Origin of the sequence: Clostridium boliviensis (assembly GCF_033342255.1) — a bacterium.
Lineage (GTDB): Bacteria > Bacillota > Clostridia > Lachnospirales > Lachnospiraceae > Lacrimispora > Lacrimispora boliviensis.
Genome location: NZ_JAWONS010000216.1, coordinates 99,527 through 115,587 on the forward strand (window position 1 = coordinate 99,527; position 16,061 = coordinate 115,587).

Annotated in this window: 27 protein-coding genes; 1 reads left to right on the top strand and 26 read right to left on the bottom strand. The window is 42.3% G+C overall.

Features of this window, described 5'->3' with window-relative positions; translation table 11 throughout:
* The 25 genes from RZO55_RS13070 to RZO55_RS13190 form a co-directional block, all read right to left on the bottom strand.
* The gene (locus RZO55_RS13070) at nt 1-645 is read right to left on the bottom strand and encodes an adenylate kinase (protein ID WP_318064725.1); all 645 of its coding nucleotides are present in this window, start codon (nt 643-645) and stop codon (nt 1-3) included.
* An 85-nt stretch (nt 646-730) separates the two neighbouring features.
* Entirely contained in the window at nt 731-2,053 is a 1,323-nt protein-coding gene (gene secY, locus RZO55_RS13075; protein WP_318064726.1) for a preprotein translocase subunit SecY, read from the bottom strand.
* Nucleotide 2,054: 1 nt separating this feature from the next.
* A complete protein-coding gene (rplO, locus tag RZO55_RS13080; RefSeq protein WP_318064727.1) occupies nt 2,055-2,495 on the bottom strand; it encodes a 50S ribosomal protein L15 in 441 nt (146 codons plus the stop codon).
* A gap of 26 nt (nt 2,496-2,521) precedes the next feature.
* Complete coding sequence (gene rpmD / locus RZO55_RS13085; protein WP_097002529.1) at nt 2,522-2,704, bottom strand: 50S ribosomal protein L30; 183 nt, start codon at nt 2,702-2,704, stop codon at nt 2,522-2,524.
* Between the two features lie 13 nt (nt 2,705-2,717).
* Entirely contained in the window at nt 2,718-3,227 is a 510-nt protein-coding gene (gene rpsE, locus RZO55_RS13090; RefSeq protein WP_318064728.1) for a 30S ribosomal protein S5, read from the bottom strand.
* 18 nt (nt 3,228-3,245) lie between these two features.
* Nucleotides 3,246-3,614: a 50S ribosomal protein L18 gene (gene rplR, locus RZO55_RS13095; RefSeq protein WP_318064729.1), complete on the bottom strand. Its 369-nt coding sequence runs from the start codon at nt 3,612-3,614 to the stop codon at nt 3,246-3,248.
* Nucleotides 3,615-3,631: 17 nt separating this feature from the next.
* On the bottom strand, nt 3,632-4,174 hold the full coding sequence (rplF, locus tag RZO55_RS13100; protein ID WP_318064730.1) for a 50S ribosomal protein L6: 543 nt from the start codon (nt 4,172-4,174) through the stop codon (nt 3,632-3,634).
* A 201-nt stretch (nt 4,175-4,375) separates the two neighbouring features.
* The gene (rpsH, locus tag RZO55_RS13105) at nt 4,376-4,777 is read right to left on the bottom strand and encodes a 30S ribosomal protein S8 (RefSeq protein WP_318064731.1); all 402 of its coding nucleotides are present in this window, start codon (nt 4,775-4,777) and stop codon (nt 4,376-4,378) included.
* A 24-nt stretch (nt 4,778-4,801) separates the two neighbouring features.
* Nucleotides 4,802-4,987, bottom strand: a complete 186-nt coding sequence (locus RZO55_RS13110) for a type Z 30S ribosomal protein S14 (RefSeq protein ID WP_024291897.1) — start codon at nt 4,985-4,987, stop codon at nt 4,802-4,804.
* Between the two features lie 15 nt (nt 4,988-5,002).
* Entirely contained in the window at nt 5,003-5,542 is a 540-nt protein-coding gene (gene rplE, locus RZO55_RS13115) for a 50S ribosomal protein L5 (RefSeq protein ID WP_318064732.1), read from the bottom strand.
* A 21-nt stretch (nt 5,543-5,563) separates the two neighbouring features.
* Nucleotides 5,564-5,869: a 50S ribosomal protein L24 gene (gene rplX / locus RZO55_RS13120; RefSeq protein ID WP_097002535.1), complete on the bottom strand. Its 306-nt coding sequence runs from the start codon at nt 5,867-5,869 to the stop codon at nt 5,564-5,566.
* A 14-nt stretch (nt 5,870-5,883) separates the two neighbouring features.
* Entirely contained in the window at nt 5,884-6,252 is a 369-nt protein-coding gene (gene rplN / locus RZO55_RS13125; protein ID WP_097002536.1) for a 50S ribosomal protein L14, read from the bottom strand.
* Between the two features lie 26 nt (nt 6,253-6,278).
* Nucleotides 6,279-6,533, bottom strand: coding sequence for a 30S ribosomal protein S17 (gene rpsQ, locus RZO55_RS13130; protein WP_097002537.1), 255 nt, complete (start codon nt 6,531-6,533; stop codon nt 6,279-6,281).
* A 97-nt stretch (nt 6,534-6,630) separates the two neighbouring features.
* A complete protein-coding gene (rpmC, locus tag RZO55_RS13135) occupies nt 6,631-6,843 on the bottom strand; it encodes a 50S ribosomal protein L29 (RefSeq protein WP_500683308.1) in 213 nt (70 codons plus the stop codon).
* The gene (gene rplP, locus RZO55_RS13140; protein WP_097002538.1) at nt 6,840-7,265 is read right to left on the bottom strand and encodes a 50S ribosomal protein L16; all 426 of its coding nucleotides are present in this window, start codon (nt 7,263-7,265) and stop codon (nt 6,840-6,842) included. The genes rpmC and rplP overlap by 4 nt, the downstream gene beginning before the upstream one ends.
* Entirely contained in the window at nt 7,265-7,921 is a 657-nt protein-coding gene (gene rpsC, locus RZO55_RS13145) for a 30S ribosomal protein S3 (protein ID WP_318064733.1), read from the bottom strand. Before rpsC ends, rplP begins: the two co-directional genes overlap by 1 nt.
* An 11-nt stretch (nt 7,922-7,932) precedes the next feature.
* Nucleotides 7,933-8,319, bottom strand: coding sequence for a 50S ribosomal protein L22 (rplV, locus tag RZO55_RS13150; protein ID WP_318064734.1), 387 nt, complete (start codon nt 8,317-8,319; stop codon nt 7,933-7,935).
* Between the two features lie 77 nt (nt 8,320-8,396).
* The gene (gene rpsS / locus RZO55_RS13155) at nt 8,397-8,678 is read right to left on the bottom strand and encodes a 30S ribosomal protein S19 (protein WP_097002541.1); all 282 of its coding nucleotides are present in this window, start codon (nt 8,676-8,678) and stop codon (nt 8,397-8,399) included.
* A gap of 19 nt (nt 8,679-8,697) precedes the next feature.
* A complete protein-coding gene (gene rplB, locus RZO55_RS13160) occupies nt 8,698-9,546 on the bottom strand; it encodes a 50S ribosomal protein L2 (protein ID WP_097002542.1) in 849 nt (282 codons plus the stop codon).
* A gap of 223 nt (nt 9,547-9,769) precedes the next feature.
* Complete coding sequence (rplW, locus tag RZO55_RS13165) at nt 9,770-10,069, bottom strand: 50S ribosomal protein L23 (protein WP_318064735.1); 300 nt, start codon at nt 10,067-10,069, stop codon at nt 9,770-9,772.
* The gene (gene rplD, locus RZO55_RS13170; protein ID WP_318064736.1) at nt 10,069-10,689 is read right to left on the bottom strand and encodes a 50S ribosomal protein L4; all 621 of its coding nucleotides are present in this window, start codon (nt 10,687-10,689) and stop codon (nt 10,069-10,071) included. Before rplD ends, rplW begins: the two co-directional genes overlap by 1 nt.
* A gap of 29 nt (nt 10,690-10,718) precedes the next feature.
* The gene (gene rplC / locus RZO55_RS13175) at nt 10,719-11,354 is read right to left on the bottom strand and encodes a 50S ribosomal protein L3 (RefSeq protein ID WP_318064737.1); all 636 of its coding nucleotides are present in this window, start codon (nt 11,352-11,354) and stop codon (nt 10,719-10,721) included.
* A 221-nt stretch (nt 11,355-11,575) separates the two neighbouring features.
* On the bottom strand, nt 11,576-11,893 hold the full coding sequence (rpsJ, locus tag RZO55_RS13180) for a 30S ribosomal protein S10 (RefSeq protein WP_013274341.1): 318 nt from the start codon (nt 11,891-11,893) through the stop codon (nt 11,576-11,578).
* Nucleotides 11,894-12,215: 322 nt separating this feature from the next.
* A complete protein-coding gene (locus RZO55_RS13185; RefSeq protein ID WP_318064738.1) occupies nt 12,216-13,568 on the bottom strand; it encodes a cell wall-binding protein in 1,353 nt (450 codons plus the stop codon).
* A 192-nt stretch (nt 13,569-13,760) separates the two neighbouring features.
* A complete protein-coding gene (locus RZO55_RS13190; protein ID WP_318064739.1) occupies nt 13,761-13,934 on the bottom strand; it encodes a hypothetical protein in 174 nt (57 codons plus the stop codon).
* A 192-nt stretch (nt 13,935-14,126) separates the two neighbouring features.
* Between RZO55_RS13190 and RZO55_RS13195 the strand changes: the two genes are divergently transcribed.
* Entirely contained in the window at nt 14,127-14,996 is an 870-nt protein-coding gene (locus RZO55_RS13195) for a class I SAM-dependent methyltransferase (RefSeq protein ID WP_318064740.1), read from the top strand.
* Nucleotides 14,997-15,007: 11 nt separating this feature from the next.
* Here the strand turns inward: RZO55_RS13195 and RZO55_RS13200 are convergent, their stop codons facing one another.
* Entirely contained in the window at nt 15,008-16,045 is a 1,038-nt protein-coding gene (locus RZO55_RS13200) for an acyltransferase family protein (protein ID WP_318064741.1), read from the bottom strand.
* Between the last annotated feature and the right edge of the window lie 16 nt (nt 16,046-16,061).

A 16,061-nucleotide genomic window follows, 5' to 3' on the forward strand; every position in this document is an offset into this window, starting at 1 on the left:
CTATGCTCCTAGGATGTCAGTGATATCGGAGAACACTTTATTTAATGCTTGTGTTCCGTCAACATTCACCAGCACGCCGGCTTCTTTATAATAATCAATCAATGGTCTGGTCTGAGCATGGTAAACCGACAGTCGCTTTTTAACGGTTTCCGGTTTATCATCATCTCTTAAGACAAGTTCTGAACCACAAACATCACATATTCCAGGCACCTTACTTGGATTATAAACGATGTGATATGTAGCTCCGCAGGATATACAGGCACGTCTTCCTGACATTCTGTTGATTATATTCTCATCAGGAATATCAATGTTTATCGCAAAGTCTATCTGCTGGCCCATTTCAGTAATCGCTTTCTGAAGGCTTTCTGCCTGGGGAATGGTTCTTGGAAACCCGTCCAGTACATATCCGTCTTTGCAGTCTTCTTTCTGTATACGGTCCATCAGCATACCGATGGTCAGTTGATCTGGTACAAGAGCGCCCTGATCCATATATTCCTTCGCTTTTTTTCCCAGCTCCGTTCCTTCTTTTATGTTAGAACGGAAAATATCTCCGGTAGAAACGTGAGGAATCTGATATTTCTCAGCAATTTTTTTAGCCTGAGTACCTTTGCCGGCACCAGGGGCACCTAACATGATGATTTTCATCAACAGTCCCTCCATTAATATAAGGTTTAAATAGCACAAATTCCAAGGAAAAACACGCCACGGCGTGCCTCCCTTGGTTTGCTTTCTAATCGTTCAAAAATCCTTTATAGTAACGCACAAGCATCTGGGATTCAATCGCCTTTAATGTCTCCAGCACAACACTGACAATGATTATCAGAGATGTACCGCCGAAGGAAAGTCGGCTTACACTGAATAAGCCGGAAACCATAATCGGAATGATACAGACGATACTCAGACCGCATGCTCCTATAAATACGATATAGTTTAATATTGAATTAAGGTAATCACTGGTTGGCTTACCTGGGCGGATACCCGGGATAAAGCCGCCGGACTTTTTCATATTGTTTGCTACTTCAAGGGGATTAAATGTAATTGAAGTATAAAAATATGCAAACACAATGATAAGTGCAATATAAACCAAAAGACCAATGGAATAAAGCGGTCTCTCCGGCTTGAACCAGTTGGAAGAACTGAGTGCAGATAAAATATGTCCTCCGATGCTGTCGTAGTTAATCCTGTTTCCAAGAAACTGGGAGATCACCACGGGGAAAGACATGATAGAAGAAGCGAAAATAACCGGGATAACACCGGCGGTATTAACCTTCAGCGGAATATTGCTTGCTTGTCCGCCTACCATCTTGCGTCCCTGCATCTTTTTGGAGTACTGCACAGGTATTCTTCTTTCACCATCCTGAAGGATGATAACAAATACAACAATTGCGGCAGTTATTGCAATGATTATGATAGCAGCTACTGCTGCCACTGCAACGGATTTACCAGACATAAATTTGGTATAAAGCGTAAACGCATCGGATGGAAAGCTGGATATAATGTTAAATAAAAGGACTATGGAAATACCATTTCCCACACCTTTTTCCGTAATCCGCTCACCGATCCACATGAGGAGTGCACTTCCTGCCGTCATAGTAACCACTACAATAATAACGCTTAATATATTGTATTCTTTTAACAGACCCTGGCCTCCGAATCCGATCGCCATAGCGATCGACTCGATTAAGGCCAAAGCAACTGTAACATAGCGGGTGTATTCTGCAATCTTCTTTCTTCCATCTTCACCGTCTTGCTGCATTTCCTCTAACTTTGGAATTGCAATTGTGAGAAGCTGCATGATAATGGAAGATGTGATGTAGGGGGTAATGCTCAGTGCAAACACGGACATGTTTGTAAAGGAACTTCCTGTCACTGCGTTAAAGAAACCGAACGCATCATTGTTCTGCTGAGCAAAAAAATCTTTGAAAAAACTTGTTTCAACTCCTGGAATCGGCAGCTGAGAGCCAATTCTGGTAACCACCAGCATCATGAATGTATAGATAAGTTTCGTTCTTACATCCTTGATCTTGAATGCATTACGGAGTGTTTTAAACATATTAGATCACCTCGCAGGTTCCACCTAAAGCCTCGATTTTGGTTTTTGCGCCTTCGCTGAAAGCACCTACCTTTACTGTAAGCTTTTTGGTTAATTCTCCATTTCCAAGGATCTTAACTCCATCACGCGGATTCTTAACAATACCGCTCTCTAATAAAGTCTCAACAGTCACTACTGTGCCGTTGTCGAATGCTTCTAAAGCGCCTACATTAATGCCGATAATTACTTTTGTATTTCTATTTGTAAAGCCTCTCTTCGGAATACGTCTGTATAAAGGCATCTGACCACCTTCGAAACCTGGTCTGGTAGCTCCGGAACGAGCTTTCTGTCCTTTATGACCTTTACCTGCTGTCTTACCATTACCTGAACCATGACCGCGGCCTCTTCTGAAGTTATCGCTGTGTTTGGAACCTAACGCAGGCTGTAAATTTGATAAATCCATCGCTTGCACCTCCTTACTGTTTTCTCTTAGATCTCTTCAACTTTTACTAAATGACGTACGTTGGCAATCATACCTCTGACTGCACCATTGTCCGGCATCTCAACTGTTTTATGAAGCTTTTTTAAGCCTAATGCTAAAACGGTTGCTTTCTGCTTTGGAATAGCGCCGATCGGGGATTTCACCAATGTGATTTTTAATTTATCTGCCATCTTCTTATCCTCCTTAGCCTAAAATCTCTTCAACAGATTTGCCGCGAAGTCTAGCAACTTCCTCAGGAGTCTTTAACTGAGTTAAACCTTCGATTGTTGCTAAAACTACGTTTGTTTTATTATTAGAACCTAAGGATTTAGTACGGATGTTCTTAATACCTGCAAGCTCTACAACTGCACGGGCAGGACCTCCCGCAATAACTCCTGTACCTTCGGAAGCTCTCTTAAGAAGTACGGATGCACTTCCAAATTTTCCTAACAGGTCGTGAGGGATACTGTTGTTCTCATCGATCGGAACAGTAACCATATTCTTAACTGCAGCCTCTTTTCCTTTACGGATTGCTTCTGGAACTTCTCCGGCTTTGCCAAGACCAGCACCAACACGGCCGTTGCCATCGCCTACGACTACTAAAGCAGAGAATCTCATGGTACGTCCACCTTTAACGGTTTTAGATACACGCTTGATAGCAACCACTTTGTCGTTTAATTCTAACTGACTTGCATCAATAATTGTATGTTTCACGCTGTGTTCTCCTCTCTACTAGAATTCCAGACCAGCTTCTCTGGCTGCGTCTGCTAATGCCTGAATCTTACCCTGATATATAAATCCGCCTCTGTCAAAGACAACTACTTTAATTCCTTTTTCCATTGCTCTCTTTGCAAGTACGGTACCCACATATGCTGCAGCATCAACGTTGTTAGTTTTCTCTATTTCTGCCTTTACTTCTTTTTCTACTGAAGAAGCAGCAATTAAAGTCTTACCAACTGTATCGTCAATAATTTGAGCATACATATGATTATTACTTCTAAACACAGCTAAACGTGGTCTCTCTGCAGTACCTGCAAGACGATTACGTAATCTGTTGTGCTTCTTAACGCGGATTTCGCTTTTTGACTTTTTGCTAACCATCTTTACACTCTCCTTAATTATTTCTTACCAGTCTTACCAACTTTACGTCTGATCACTTCGTCAGCATATTTGATACCCTTGCCCTTATATGGTTCAGGTCTTCTCTTATCTCTGATTTCAGCAGCGTACTGGCCAACTTTTTCTTTATCGATACCTCTAACGAAGATGATATTCTGACCTTCCATGGCAGATTCGATTCCTTCAGGATCTTCCATTTCTACCGGATGGGAGTAACCAAGGGAAAGAACAAGTTTCTTACCCTGCTTCTGAGCTCTGTAACCAACACCGTTGATTTCAAGCTTTTTCTCATATCCTGCAGTAACACCAACGATCATGTTGTTGATTAAGGTTCTTGTAAGACCGTGTAAAGATTTCATTTTCTTTAAATCGTTTGGTCTTGTTACAATGATATGACCATCTTCTTCTTTGATTGTCATCTCTGAGGGTAATACTCTCTCAAGAGTTCCCTTAGGACCTTTTACAGTCACTTTATTATTTTCTGCAATTGCAACAGTAACGCCTGCTGGAATCGCGATAGGCATTCTTCCTATACGTGACATGCCGTTTACCTCCTTAAATTTTCGGAAGGAATCTGTGCGTTCCCTCTGTTTTCAGATGCATTGAGCCCTGCATCACACTAAGTTTCACAGGGTAGTTCTTCTCCCTTTGGTCGAAGAACGGCTTTACCCGATAATGCGGGGTACGCCGTCACACTAAATTCGCGCCTCGCCTTCGGCCAGCGTTCATTAAGTGTTCAATGCCTACCAAACAAATGCAAGTACTTCTCCGCCAACGCCCTGAGTGCGTGCTTCCTTATCGGTAATTACGCCCTGGTTTGTGGAAATGACTGCAATACCAAGACCGCCCAGTACTTTCGGCATTTCTTCCTTGCTTGCATATACACGTAAGCCAGGTTTGGAAATTCTCTTGATACCTGTGATAATTTTTTCGTTTTTATCTTTACCGTATTTTAATGTGATCCGGATTGTCTGGAACGCACCGTCTTCTACGATATCATATTTTTTAATGTATCCCTCTTTAACAAGGATATCAGCAATAGCTAATTTCATCTTGGATGAAGGTACATCTACTGTATCATGTTTTGCAGTATTTGCATTACGAATTCTTGTAAGCATATCTGCGATTGGATCGCTCATTGTCATTTTGAAATTGCCTCCTTCCTTATTTTACCAGCTTGCTTTTCTAACGCCTGGGATCTGACCCTTATATGCTAATTCACGGAAGCAGATTCTGCAAATTCCGTATTTTCTTAAATAAGCATGCGGACGACCGCAGATTCTGCAACGATTATATTCTCTTGTGGAGAACTTAGCAGGTCTCTGCTGTTTGATCTTCATTGAAGTCTTAGCCATGGATAATTCCTCCTACTATTTTGCAAATGGCATATTGAATAATGTCAAAAGTTCACGGGCTTCTTCGTCTGTCTTAGCGGTAGTAACAAATATAATGTCCATACCTCTTACCTTGTCAACTTTATCGTACTCAATTTCAGGGAAAATAAGCTGCTCCTTGATTCCAAGTGCAAAGTTTCCTCTGCCATCAAATGCGTTAGGATTTACTCCTCTAAAGTCACGTACACGAGGAAGTGCAAGGTTAATCAGACGATCAGCGAACTCATACATTCTCTTACCGCGTAAGGTAACTTTACATCCGATTGGCATACCTTCTCTGAGTTTGAAGTTAGCAACTGATTTTTTAGCCTTTGTTAAAACTGCTTTCTGACCGGAGATGATTTCTAAATCTCTTACTGCAGAGTCTAAAATCTTGGCATTTTCCTTTGCTTCACCAATACCCATATTGATGACAATCTTATCTAACTTCGGAACTTCCATGTTGTTTTTATATCCAAATTTCTTGATCATAGCTTCTACGATCTCTGACTGGTAGGTCTCTTTTAATCTAGCCAATTTTTATTCCTCCTCTCCGAATTAATCAATTACTTTGCCGGTTGTTTTAGCAACGCGGACTTTCTTGCCGTCTTTTACTTCAAAGCCGACTCTGGTTGCTTTTCCGTCAACAACAAGCATTACATTGGAGATATCAAGTGCAGCTTCTTTCTGTACGATACCGCCCTGTGGGTTTCCTGCGCCTGGTTTCACATGCTTTGTGATCATGTTTACGCCTTCCACTACCACTCTGTTGTTCTTCGTATCTACATGAAGAACTTTACCCTGTTTGTCTCTATCTTTTCCTGCGATAACCTTTACAAGGTCGTCTCTTTTTATTTTATGCACAGTCCGACACCTCCTTATAATACTTCCGGAGCTAAGGAAACAATTTTCATGAACTGTTTCTCTCTTAACTCTCTGGCAACCGGTCCAAAGATACGAGTTCCTTTGGGAGTCTTGTCATCTTTGATAATTACGGCAGCATTCTCATCGAACTTAATATATGAACCGTCTTTACGGCGCGCGCCTTTAACAGTACGTACCACAACGGCTTTGACAACGTCGCCTTTCTTCACAACACCGCCAGGTGTTGCATCTTTTACGCTGGCAACGATAACATCACCAATATTAGCATATCTTCTTGTAGATCCGCCCATAACACGGATACAAAGAAGTTCTTTTGCACCGGTATTGTCGGCAACCCTTAATCTGGTTTCCTGCTGAATCATGCCTGTTACTCCTTCCTGGAAATAAATTATTTCGCTCTTTCGAGAATCTCCACAAGTCTCCATCTCTTGTCTTTTGACAGCGGTCTTGTTTCCATTACTTTTACTGTATCGCCCATGTTGCAGTCATTTTTCTCATCATGTGCTTTTAATTTATACGTTCTTTTTACGATCTTGCCGTATAAAGGATGTTCTACATGGTCTTCAATCGCTACAACAATGGTCTTATCCATCTTGTTGCTCACAACCTTACCAGTACGGGTTTTTCTAAGATTTCTTTCCACGTTCTGTATTCTCCTTTCGAGTTATGGCCTCCGAAGGCCCCAATCTATAAGTTAACACACACTCGTGTGTGTCATGCTTTTTAAAATAAGCTGCAACTTAAGCTAATTTAGCCTTCTCAGTTATAACAGTCTGAATTCTGGCAATGTTTTTGCGAACATCTTTGATCCTGCTTGTGTTATCAAGCTGATTGGTCGCATTCTGGAATCTTAAGTTGAAAAGTTCTTTCTTTGCAGCTACTAATTCTACATTCAGCTCGGCAACTGATTTTCCTTTTAATTCTTCAACATATTTATTCATTTTCACTGTCATTCACCGCCTTCTAAATCTGCCTTAGCAGCAATTTTACATCTGCATGGTAACTTGTGCATAGCAAGACGTAAAGCTTCACGTGCTGTTTCTTCAGGTACTCCAGCGATTTCGAATAATACACGACCTGGTTTTACTACTGCTACCCAGTACTCCAGAGCGCCCTTACCGGAACCCATTCGGGTCTCTGCTGGCTTTGCTGTTACAGGCTTATCCGGGAAAATCTTGATCCAGACTTTACCGCCACGCTTAATATAACGGGTCATGGCAACACGGGCTGCCTCGATCTGATTTGATTTGATCCAACATGGGTCTAAAGCGACTAAACCGAACTCACCATTGCTGATTGTATTGCCTCTTAAAGCTTTACCAGCCATGCTTCCACGGAACTGTTTACGACGCTTAACTCTCTTAGGCATTAACATTATTTATCGCTCCCTTCCTTTTTTCCTTTAGTTGGAAGTATTTCGCCATTGTAGATCCATACCTTAACACCGATCTTACCATAGGTTGTATCTGCCTCAGCGAAACCATAGTCAATATCTGCTCTGAGTGTCTGTAACGGAATAGTTCCCTCGCTGTAGAACTCTGTACGAGCCATATCAGCACCGCCAAGACGACCTGCAACTGCAGTCTTAATTCCCTTAATACCAGATTTCATGGAACGTCCCATGGTAGACTTCATAGCACGACGGAAAGATACACGGTTCACTAACTGCTGTGCAATAGATTCAGCTACTAACTGAGCATCTTTATCTGGTCTTTTAATCTCTTTAATATCAACAAATATCTTTTTGTCTGTAAGCTTCTGAACTTGAGTTTTTACCTTCTCAATTTCAGATCCACCCTTACCGATTACTACACCTGGTTTTGCTGTGTGGATAACAATTTTAACGCGGTCAGATGCACGTTCAATTTCAATATTAGAAATGCCTGCGCTGTATAATTTCTTCTTCAGGAATTTTCTGATCGCATAATCTTCTACTAAGTTGTCTGCGAAATCAGCTTCAGCATACCATTTTGAGTCCCAGTCTTTAATAACACCGACTCTTAAGCCGTGTGGATTAACTTTCTGTCCCATTATTTGCCTCCTTATCTTTCATTAAGCACGATGGTGATGTGGCTCATTCTCTTTTCGATTCTGTAAGCGCGGCCCTGTGCTCTCGGTTTTACTCTTTTCATTGTCGGTCCCTTATTTGCAAAACATTCCTCTACATAAAGTTTTGCGGGGTCCATACCGTTATTGTTCTCAGCATTTGCGATTGCTGATTTTAATAACTTCTCTATTAAAGTAGAAGCATATCTGGGATTGTAAATTACAATACCAAGTGCTGAAACAGCGTCTTTGCCTCTGATGGCATCTAATACGAAGCATGCCTTCTGAACTGAAACCCTAGCATAGGATAACTTTGCTGACGGTCTTGTGTCCTTCTGGGCATTTCTTTCTCTCTTAATCTGGCTTCTATGTCCCTTAGCCATAGGTGAATCCTCCTTTCAACTTTAACGCCCTGTGGAAATTCTCAAACAAGAATATCTTGAGGGTGTCTGTTTCTATATTACTTACGACCTGATTTTTTCTCGTCTTTTCCATGTCCTCTGTAAGATCTGGTAGCAACGAATTCACCCAGTTTATGTCCAACCATATCTTCTGTAACATATACCGGAACGTGTTTTCTGCCATCATGAACTGCAATTGTATGTCCAACCATCTGCGGGAAGATTGTAGAACGGCGAGACCAAGTCTTAATTACCTGCTTCTGTCCTGCTGCGTTCATTGCATCTACTTTTTTCAGTAAATGAGCATCTGCAAATGGTCCTTTTTTAAGTGAGCGAGCCATAGGTTCTAACCTCCTTCATTTATTTAACGGTCTTTCCATCTCTTCTTCTAACGATCAGTCTGTTAGACTGTTTGTTTTTCTTTCTGGTCTTTAAGCCAAGTGCTGGTTTGCCCCATGGTGTAGATGGCCCCGGACGTCCGATACCAGTCTTACCTTCACCACCACCGTGAGGATGGTCATTCGGGTTCATAACAGAACCACGCACTGTAGGACGGAATCCCATGTGACGTTTTCTACCAGCTTTACCGATATTGATCAGGTTATGATCGCCGTTTCCAACAACACCAATAGTAGCTCTGCAGTTGATCGGAACCATTCTCATCTCGCCGGAAGGTAAACGAAGAGTTGCATATTTTCCTTCTTTAGCCATTAACTGTGCGCTGTTACCAGCAGAACGAACCAGCTGTCCGCCTTTTCCTGGGTAAAGCTCAATGTTATGAACCTGAGCACCAACCGGGATCTTGCTTAATGGAAGGCAGTTACCTACTCTTGCTTCTGCAGTCTCGCCGCTCATAACAGTCATTCCGTCTGTTAAACCAGCTGGAGCAAGGATATAAGCCTTTGTTCCGTCTACATAGCTGATCAGTGCGATATTAGCAGTTCTGTTCGGATCGTACTCTACACCGATTACAGTTGCTGCAATGCCGTCTTTGCTGTTTCTCTTGAAGTCAATGATTCTATATTTTCTTTTAACGCCGCCTCCGCGATGTCTGACAGTAATTTTACCCTGGTTATTACGGCCGGCTGTTTTTTTAATAGTTTTGCTGATTAAGGATTTCTCAGGAGTTGACTTTGTGATTTCGCTGAAATCAGATCCGGTCATTTGTCTTCTGGAAGGGGTATATGGGTTATACTTTTTGATTCCCATTTTGTATCTCCTTTCTACTTTCTAGTCCACGCCTTTTGGACATAAAGGGATGCCGTGAGGCGTTCTACTTTCTAGTCCACGCCTTTTGGACATCAAGGTATACCAGTATGGTGTTTCAACGTCTCCTGGCGTATCTTGTTTATTGTGATATAATGTTCATCACTCAGGTAACTGAAAATCGTTGACGCCGGGCCCGAATCACTTCATGCCAAGCGTTCCGATCTTACAGTCCTTCGAAAATTTCGATATCTTTGCTGTCAGCTGTTAACTGAACAATTGCTTTCTTTGTCTTAGCTGTCTTACCGAAAGTTGTACCTCTTCTTTTGGTCTTTCCATCTAAGTTCATGGTGTTCACGTTGGCAACCTTAGTGCCTGGGAACATCTTCTCAACAGCTTCCTTGATCATCGTCTTATTCGCATCTGTGTGCACTAAAAATGTGTACTTCTTGGACGCCATAGCGTTCATGCTTTTTTCAGTAACGATAGGTTTCTGAATCACGTCGTAATATTTAATATCTGCCATTATGCGTACACCTCCTCGATTGCTGCAACAGCAGTCTTGGTAGCAACAACTGTGTTATACTTTAAGATATCGTATACATTGATTGTGTTAACAAAAGCAGTCTTAACAGCAGCGATGTTTCTTGCGCTCTTTACCGTGTTAGCGCTGTCGTCTCCAACAACCACAAGAGCCTTGGATACCTTTAAATTATCTAATACAGCCTGGAATTTCTTTGTCTTGATTTCATCAAACTTTAACTCGTCAACAACAATGAACTTATTCTCGCTCACTCTGCTGGTAAGTGCGGATTTAAGAGCAAGTCTCTTTTCCTTCTTGTTCAGTCTGATTGTATAATCTCTTGGTGTTGGTGCGAATACTACTCCGCCGCCTGTCCACTGAGGAGATCTTGTTGAACCCTGTCTGGCATGACCGGTTCCCTTCTGTTTCCACGGTTTTCTACCGCCGCCGGATACTTCAGCGCGTGTTTTAGCTTTCTGTGTTCCCTGGCGCTTATTTGCAAGCTGGCTTACGACTGCCATGTGTACAAGGTGCTCATTAACTTCTACACCAAACACTGCATCGCTTAACTCTAATGTGCCAACTTCTTTACCTTCCATATTGTAAACAGATACGTTTGCCATCTGTGTAATCCTCCTTTCTTATAAAAGCATTAGTTAGCTGCTTTTACTGTTTCCTTGATTGTTACGAGAGATTTTTTAGGTCCTGGTACAGCACCCTTAACCAAAATCAGGTTGTTTTCAATATCAACCCTAACGATTTCAAGGTTCTGGATTGTGATCCTCTTATTACCCATCTGGCCAGGCATCTTTTTGCCTTTGAATACCTTGCTTGGGTCAGAAGCAGCGCCATTGGAACCAGCGTGACGGTGGAACTTGGAACCGTGAGCCATAGGTCCTCTGGACTGTCCGTGTCTCTTGATAGCACCCTGGAAACCTTTACCTTTGGAGATTGCGGTTGCATCAATCTTATCGCCTGCAGCGAAGACTTCTGCTTTGATTTCATCTTTCACAGAATACTCAGAAGCATTCTCGAACTTAAATTCTCTTACAAATCTCTTGTAAGAAACACCAGCCTTATCAAAATGGCCTTTTAATGGCTTGCTGATGAGTTTTTCTCTCTTATCAACATAACCAACCTGTACTGCATTGTAACCATCGTTCTCAACTGTCTTAACCTGTGTTACGACACAAGGACCAGCCTGAAGAACTGTTACTGGAGTTAATACTCCATTTTCATTGAAGATCTGTGTCATTCCGACTTTGGTAGCTAAAATACCCTTCTTCATGTTTTTACCTCCTGGTTGTTAATTCTACAGCGGATTGCTTTCGCAATCATCCTAGAACAGTCCAAATATACGTGGAACACTATGACTCCGCGGTCTGACGAATGAGTAATTACTTACCATGCGTTTCCGCTCATGGAGATGTTGATTCCTTAGAGGAAAAAGTGTTACTTCTATATTAAAACCCTTCAGGACCTTACCTAAATTGTTTCTTTCGATGAAGATTATTTGTTCTTCATCTTGATATCGATATACACCCCTGCCGGCATTTCCAGTCTGGATAATGCATCAACAGTTTTTTGACTTGGTGTAATGATATCGATGAGTCTCTTATGCGTTCTCTGCTCGAACTGCTCTCTGGAATCTTTGTACTTATGAACCGCCCTTAAGATAGTTACCACTTCTTTCTTTGTTGGTAACGGCACCGGTCCGCTCACTTTTGATCCTGTCTTTTTTACAGTGTCGATGATTTTGCCTGCAGACTGATCAACTAACTGATGATCATACGCCTTTAATGTGATTCTCATTACTTGACTTGCCATAAAAAAAGTCGCCTCCTTTTCGCACTTAGTAGAAGTACGACAAGCGGTGACTGTACACGTTCCCGTGTGTGTCATTCAAGACCCACACTGACCATCCGTTTGAAACAAACAGAATTTTAAATTGTACAGTGACTTGTCGCCAGTTTCCTAACTTGACATTCGCTCCACGGAAAACCTGCTTTTCAGCAGCAACCTCACGTTTCACAGCTATCATGCCACAGCCTTAACAGAATACCATATTTTCCATGGTATTGCAAGTACTTTTTTCAAAAAAACGCAAAATCTGATTTTTCCAGATTTTGCGCATTTAGGAGTCTGATTTTTACTTCCAGGCTGGTTCATAAGGTTCTCTTCCTTCATTACCAGAGGGCGTTTCATCATCCACTTTTAAAAGAGTTCCGTTGCTGCTTGTTTTGTATTTCACGCCATCAGCGCTCTTTACAGTAGTACCCCTGGAAACTCTTCCTGATGTATTCACGACATAAGTAGTTGTTGTACTGCCAGTGGGAATGGAGATTGGCTCATACTTGGAGCCTTCTTCTGCAGACTGAATCTTTCCCATATAATAGAGGTAGCCATCCTTCACTCCAGTATAGCCCCTGCCGCTGTTACTGAAATAATACATGCATTCGTTTCCATCTCCTTCTATTACCTTAACTCTTCCCGTCTGCATACTGCTTGTCTTTTTATCTCCGAAATAAAAAGCTGTATAATCAGAGCCGCTGCCGATGTGCAGCTTTTGAAGTCCGCACACAGGAACACCCAGATCATTAAACAAGTATGTATTGTCTTTAATCCTTACAAGATTGGAGGTACTGGCTTCGCCTTCCTTGGGACCTGCTTTTGGAATTCCTGAACTGGAAAAATAGAACCATTCCACACCCTCTTCGTATCCGGTTATATCCTCAGGTGGTTCTGTGGAATACCATCCCTCACGGAGCTTTCCATTTGTATCGTAATATTTGTAATTTTGAATCTCATATTCAGCGTTATCAACACCGACTTTCTTCCAACCTGACTGCAGTTCCCCTTTATCATTGAAACAATATGAAATTCCGTCAATTCTGTAAGAACCGTAATCTCCGGAAAAATCTTTTGGCACATATTTCTTACCGTTATCGCTAAAGTAGAACCAACTTTTTCCTTCATCTGAATCTCCGGGCGTGATCCGTCCGTCATCGTAGCTGTCCGGCGGTAAAAGCTTCTGCCAGCCCGTCTTCATGACTCCGTCCGCTCCTGTATAATACATGTCGTCAAGGATCCAGCCCGTCTGCATCTCGCCGTTGGGATCAAAATAGTACCACTTATTGTCGATTTTAGACCAGTTGTCCATAATCGCTTTTCCGCTGCTCCCAAAATAATACCACTTGTAATCATTACTACCTGAATCCTTAAATTTCATCCACTTATCCGTTACGAGAATACCGTTGGAATCCATATAATAAGTGTTCTCAACCCAGGTATTGACTGCCATATCACCATTGCTGTCTAAATACCTCCACAAATTATCCGCACCTTTTTTCCAGGTATTGCTTATTTTACCTCCGCTTGAATCATAATATACCCAGGTGCTTCCTGACTGTGCCCACCCCTCGGCCGCCCAGACGTCCATAGATGCCGCTCCGACTGTCAGTATGGCTGCTGCTGCCAGTGCAATGAGACCTTTTCTTTTCATATCTTCACTCCTTACAGGGATTTCCTTTTTTACTAATATTTATTTTAACAATTAATCTTAGATTATTCAACTGTTTTAATCTTTCAATTCTATTACAAAATTATTGTCTCCCCGTAATCTACATGTCAGACCCGGAAAAGACCAATGCCGGATCGGAGGGATAAAACCAGCTGATCCGGCATTGCCTGTCTTTCAATCTATTTCATATATCCTATCTGCAGCAGTTATTTCTACTGCAGCAGTTATTTCTGCATCCACAGTTTGGCCGGCAGCTTCTGCAGCATCTTGACCGGTTATTGCAGCAATTACTGCAGATCCAGCCACAGCCATTACAGCCCCGCCAGTTACACCAGTAATTACACCCACAGCAGCCGAAAGAAAATCCCATCCGGAAACAGCCCATAAGTCTTACACCTCTTTAATTATTATTATACTATAATATATAGAACCAGCAGACAAGGTGTGAATAACCTTGACGCTCAAAGCTCCATCCAGTATAATCATAGAATCATTAAGATAAATAAAGACATTTATATAGAAAGAAAGGCGGCAACAAGTATGTGGATTGCAGACGGCTGGAAAGATTATGAAGTAATAGATTGTTCAGAGGGGGAAAAATTAGAACGATGGGGGAATTATCTCCTGGTTCGTCCTGACCCCCAGGTCATCTGGTCCACCCCCAAAAAAGAACCGGGCTGGACAAAAATGAATGGTCATTATCATCGCAGTGCCAAGGGCGGCGGCGAATGGGAATTCTTTCACCTTCCGGAACAATGGACCATCAATTATAAGGAATTAACATTTCAGCTGAAGCCATTCAGTTTTAAACACACAGGTCTTTTTCCGGAACAGGCCGCTAACTGGGACTGGTTTGGGGACAAGATAAGACTGGCCGGACGGGCGGTAAAAGTTCTCAATCTCTTTGCATACACCGGGGGCGCAACTCTGGCTGCTGCAAAGGCAGGAGCTCATGTGACTCATGTAGATGCTTCCAAGGGTATGGTTGGATGGGCCAAGGAAAACGCCCGTTCGTCAGGACTGGAATCCGCTTCTATCCGCTGGATCGTCGATGACTGTGTTAAATTCGTTGAACGGGAAATCAGAAGGGGCAATCATTATGACGCAATTATTATGGATCCTCCGTCTTACGGCAGAGGACCAAAAGGAGAGATCTGGAAGATCGAAGACTCCATCTACCCATTCGTCAAGCTTTGTTCCCAGCTCTTATCCGATTCACCGCTATTCTTTCTCATCAATTCCTATACTACGGGACTGGCTCCTTCTGTACTGTCCTATATGATTTCTACGGAGATCGTACAGAAATTCGGAGGCAGTGTTCAGTCCGATGAAGTGGGGCTTCCGGTGAAAAGCTCAGGTCTTATTCTCCCATGCGGAGCTTCCGGCAGATGGTCGTCAGACGTCGTCTAGAATCAGCCTGGTCAACGCCCTCCGTTAAACAGGCACCAGATCAGAGGCAGATATTTTCTTAAAAGAAGGCTCACTGCAGTACTGATCAAAATGCAGAATAATGGCATAGTGATATAAAGGCCAACCGTTATGCCCGGTACCGGCGGGAGCAGCAATGCTCCCGTTTTATTAATTAACCGTACAACCGAAAAATGTATGGCATAGAGAAAAAAATTCTGTTTCATCCAATCCTTTACCTCGTTTAGGTATCTGCCTGGAATTATGAGCCATAAACTTACGGGAATCATCAGCCTGAAGCAGACTGTTGCAGCTGCATACTCTCCCCTCACATGACCGGGAATATCCACGTTCTTAACCAGACAGCCAGCAACGAAAAGAACGCAACCTGCCACAAGAGAATTTTTGTTAAAAGAACTTTCTGCTATCTCTTTTCCATGAATGGCAGCATATGCGCCAAATGAATAATAAAAGAGAGCATCCAGATTTACCAACGGAAGCGCTCCCCCCAGATAGATTGCAGCCAGAATACCTGCCAATAATGCTATTCCAGATGCCTTTCTTTTTACAACCATATAAATAACAGGCGCAATAAGGACCAGGAGGATCAGCTGATTCAGATACCAGAATACATAATTATAGGAAAAGTGAAGCACTGCCTGTGCTGCTTCCGGAAAGGTGAAAGGAATTCTGCCTTTTCCTATCACCCTGGATATAAAAGGAATTCTGCTCCCGATAACATAACCAAGATAATACAGAAAGTTCCACATAATATAAGGAACCAGAATACTTCGTATCCTGGAATTCCATTTAATCCATAACTTTTCCATTGTAAATCCCCGAAAAAACAAATAGGAAGATATTAAAAAGAAGCCCGGGACAGCAATCTGCGCTACTGTATTCCCCCAAAAACGCTCCAGTAAGTCTACCCGATAGGCAACGCCGGTCTTTCCTAAAAACAGTACTGCATTATAAGAATGAACCCAGATCACCAGTACACTGAATATAAATGTAAACCAGATCACTTTGTTGCGAAAATATTTTTCTTCCATTGGGTCCCCCCTCTCA

What these genes read in the sequence shown, in the direction of transcription:
- rpmD (WP_097002529.1), bottom strand. Translation starts at nt 2,704, where the DNA reads ATGGCAGATAAATTAAAAATCACATTGGTGAAATCCCCGATCGGCGCT.
- rpmC (WP_500683308.1), bottom strand. Translation starts at nt 6,843, where the DNA reads ATGACAGTGAAAATGAATAAATATGTTGAAGAATTAAAAGGAAAATCA.
- rpsC (WP_318064733.1), bottom strand. Translation starts at nt 7,921, where the DNA reads ATGGGACAGAAAGTTAATCCACACGGCTTAAGAGTCGGTGTTATTAAA.
- RZO55_RS13195 (WP_318064740.1), top strand. Translation starts at nt 14,127, where the DNA reads ATGTGGATTGCAGACGGCTGGAAAGATTATGAAGTAATAGATTGTTCA.
- RZO55_RS13200 (WP_318064741.1), bottom strand. Translation starts at nt 16,045, where the DNA reads ATGGAAGAAAAATATTTTCGCAACAAAGTGATCTGGTTTACATTTATA.
- rplN (WP_097002536.1), bottom strand. Translation starts at nt 6,252, where the DNA reads ATGATTCAGCAGGAAACCAGATTAAGGGTTGCCGACAATACCGGTGCA.
- rplV (WP_318064734.1), bottom strand. Translation starts at nt 8,319, where the DNA reads ATGGCTAAGGGACATAGAAGCCAGATTAAGAGAGAAAGAAATGCCCAG.
- rpsJ (WP_013274341.1), bottom strand. Translation starts at nt 11,893, where the DNA reads ATGGCAAGTCAAGTAATGAGAATCACATTAAAGGCGTATGATCATCAG.
- rplD (WP_318064736.1), bottom strand. Translation starts at nt 10,689, where the DNA reads ATGGCAAACGTATCTGTTTACAATATGGAAGGTAAAGAAGTTGGCACA.
- rplF (WP_318064730.1), bottom strand. Translation starts at nt 4,174, where the DNA reads ATGTCACGTATAGGAAGAATGCCTATCGCGATTCCAGCAGGCGTTACT.
- rplB (WP_097002542.1), bottom strand. Translation starts at nt 9,546, where the DNA reads ATGGGAATCAAAAAGTATAACCCATATACCCCTTCCAGAAGACAAATG.
- rplP (WP_097002538.1), bottom strand. Translation starts at nt 7,265, where the DNA reads ATGTTAATGCCTAAGAGAGTTAAGCGTCGTAAACAGTTCCGTGGAAGC.
- RZO55_RS13070 (WP_318064725.1), bottom strand. Translation starts at nt 645, where the DNA reads ATGAAAATCATCATGTTAGGTGCCCCTGGTGCCGGCAAAGGTACTCAG.
- rplR (WP_318064729.1), bottom strand. Translation starts at nt 3,614, where the DNA reads ATGGTTAGCAAAAAGTCAAAAAGCGAAATCCGCGTTAAGAAGCACAAC.
- secY (WP_318064726.1), bottom strand. Translation starts at nt 2,053, where the DNA reads ATGTTTAAAACACTCCGTAATGCATTCAAGATCAAGGATGTAAGAACG.
- RZO55_RS13110 (WP_024291897.1), bottom strand. Translation starts at nt 4,987, where the DNA reads ATGGCTAAGACTTCAATGAAGATCAAACAGCAGAGACCTGCTAAGTTC.
- rplC (WP_318064737.1), bottom strand. Translation starts at nt 11,354, where the DNA reads ATGAAGAAGGGTATTTTAGCTACCAAAGTCGGAATGACACAGATCTTC.
- rpsS (WP_097002541.1), bottom strand. Translation starts at nt 8,678, where the DNA reads ATGGCTCGCTCACTTAAAAAAGGACCATTTGCAGATGCTCATTTACTG.
- RZO55_RS13185 (WP_318064738.1), bottom strand. Translation starts at nt 13,568, where the DNA reads ATGAAAAGAAAAGGTCTCATTGCACTGGCAGCAGCAGCCATACTGACA.
- rpsH (WP_318064731.1), bottom strand. Translation starts at nt 4,777, where the DNA reads ATGACAATGAGCGATCCAATCGCAGATATGCTTACAAGAATTCGTAAT.
- rplW (WP_318064735.1), bottom strand. Translation starts at nt 10,069, where the DNA reads ATGGCAGATATTAAATATTACGACGTGATTCAGAAACCTATCGTTACT.
- rplO (WP_318064727.1), bottom strand. Translation starts at nt 2,495, where the DNA reads ATGGATTTATCAAATTTACAGCCTGCGTTAGGTTCCAAACACAGCGAT.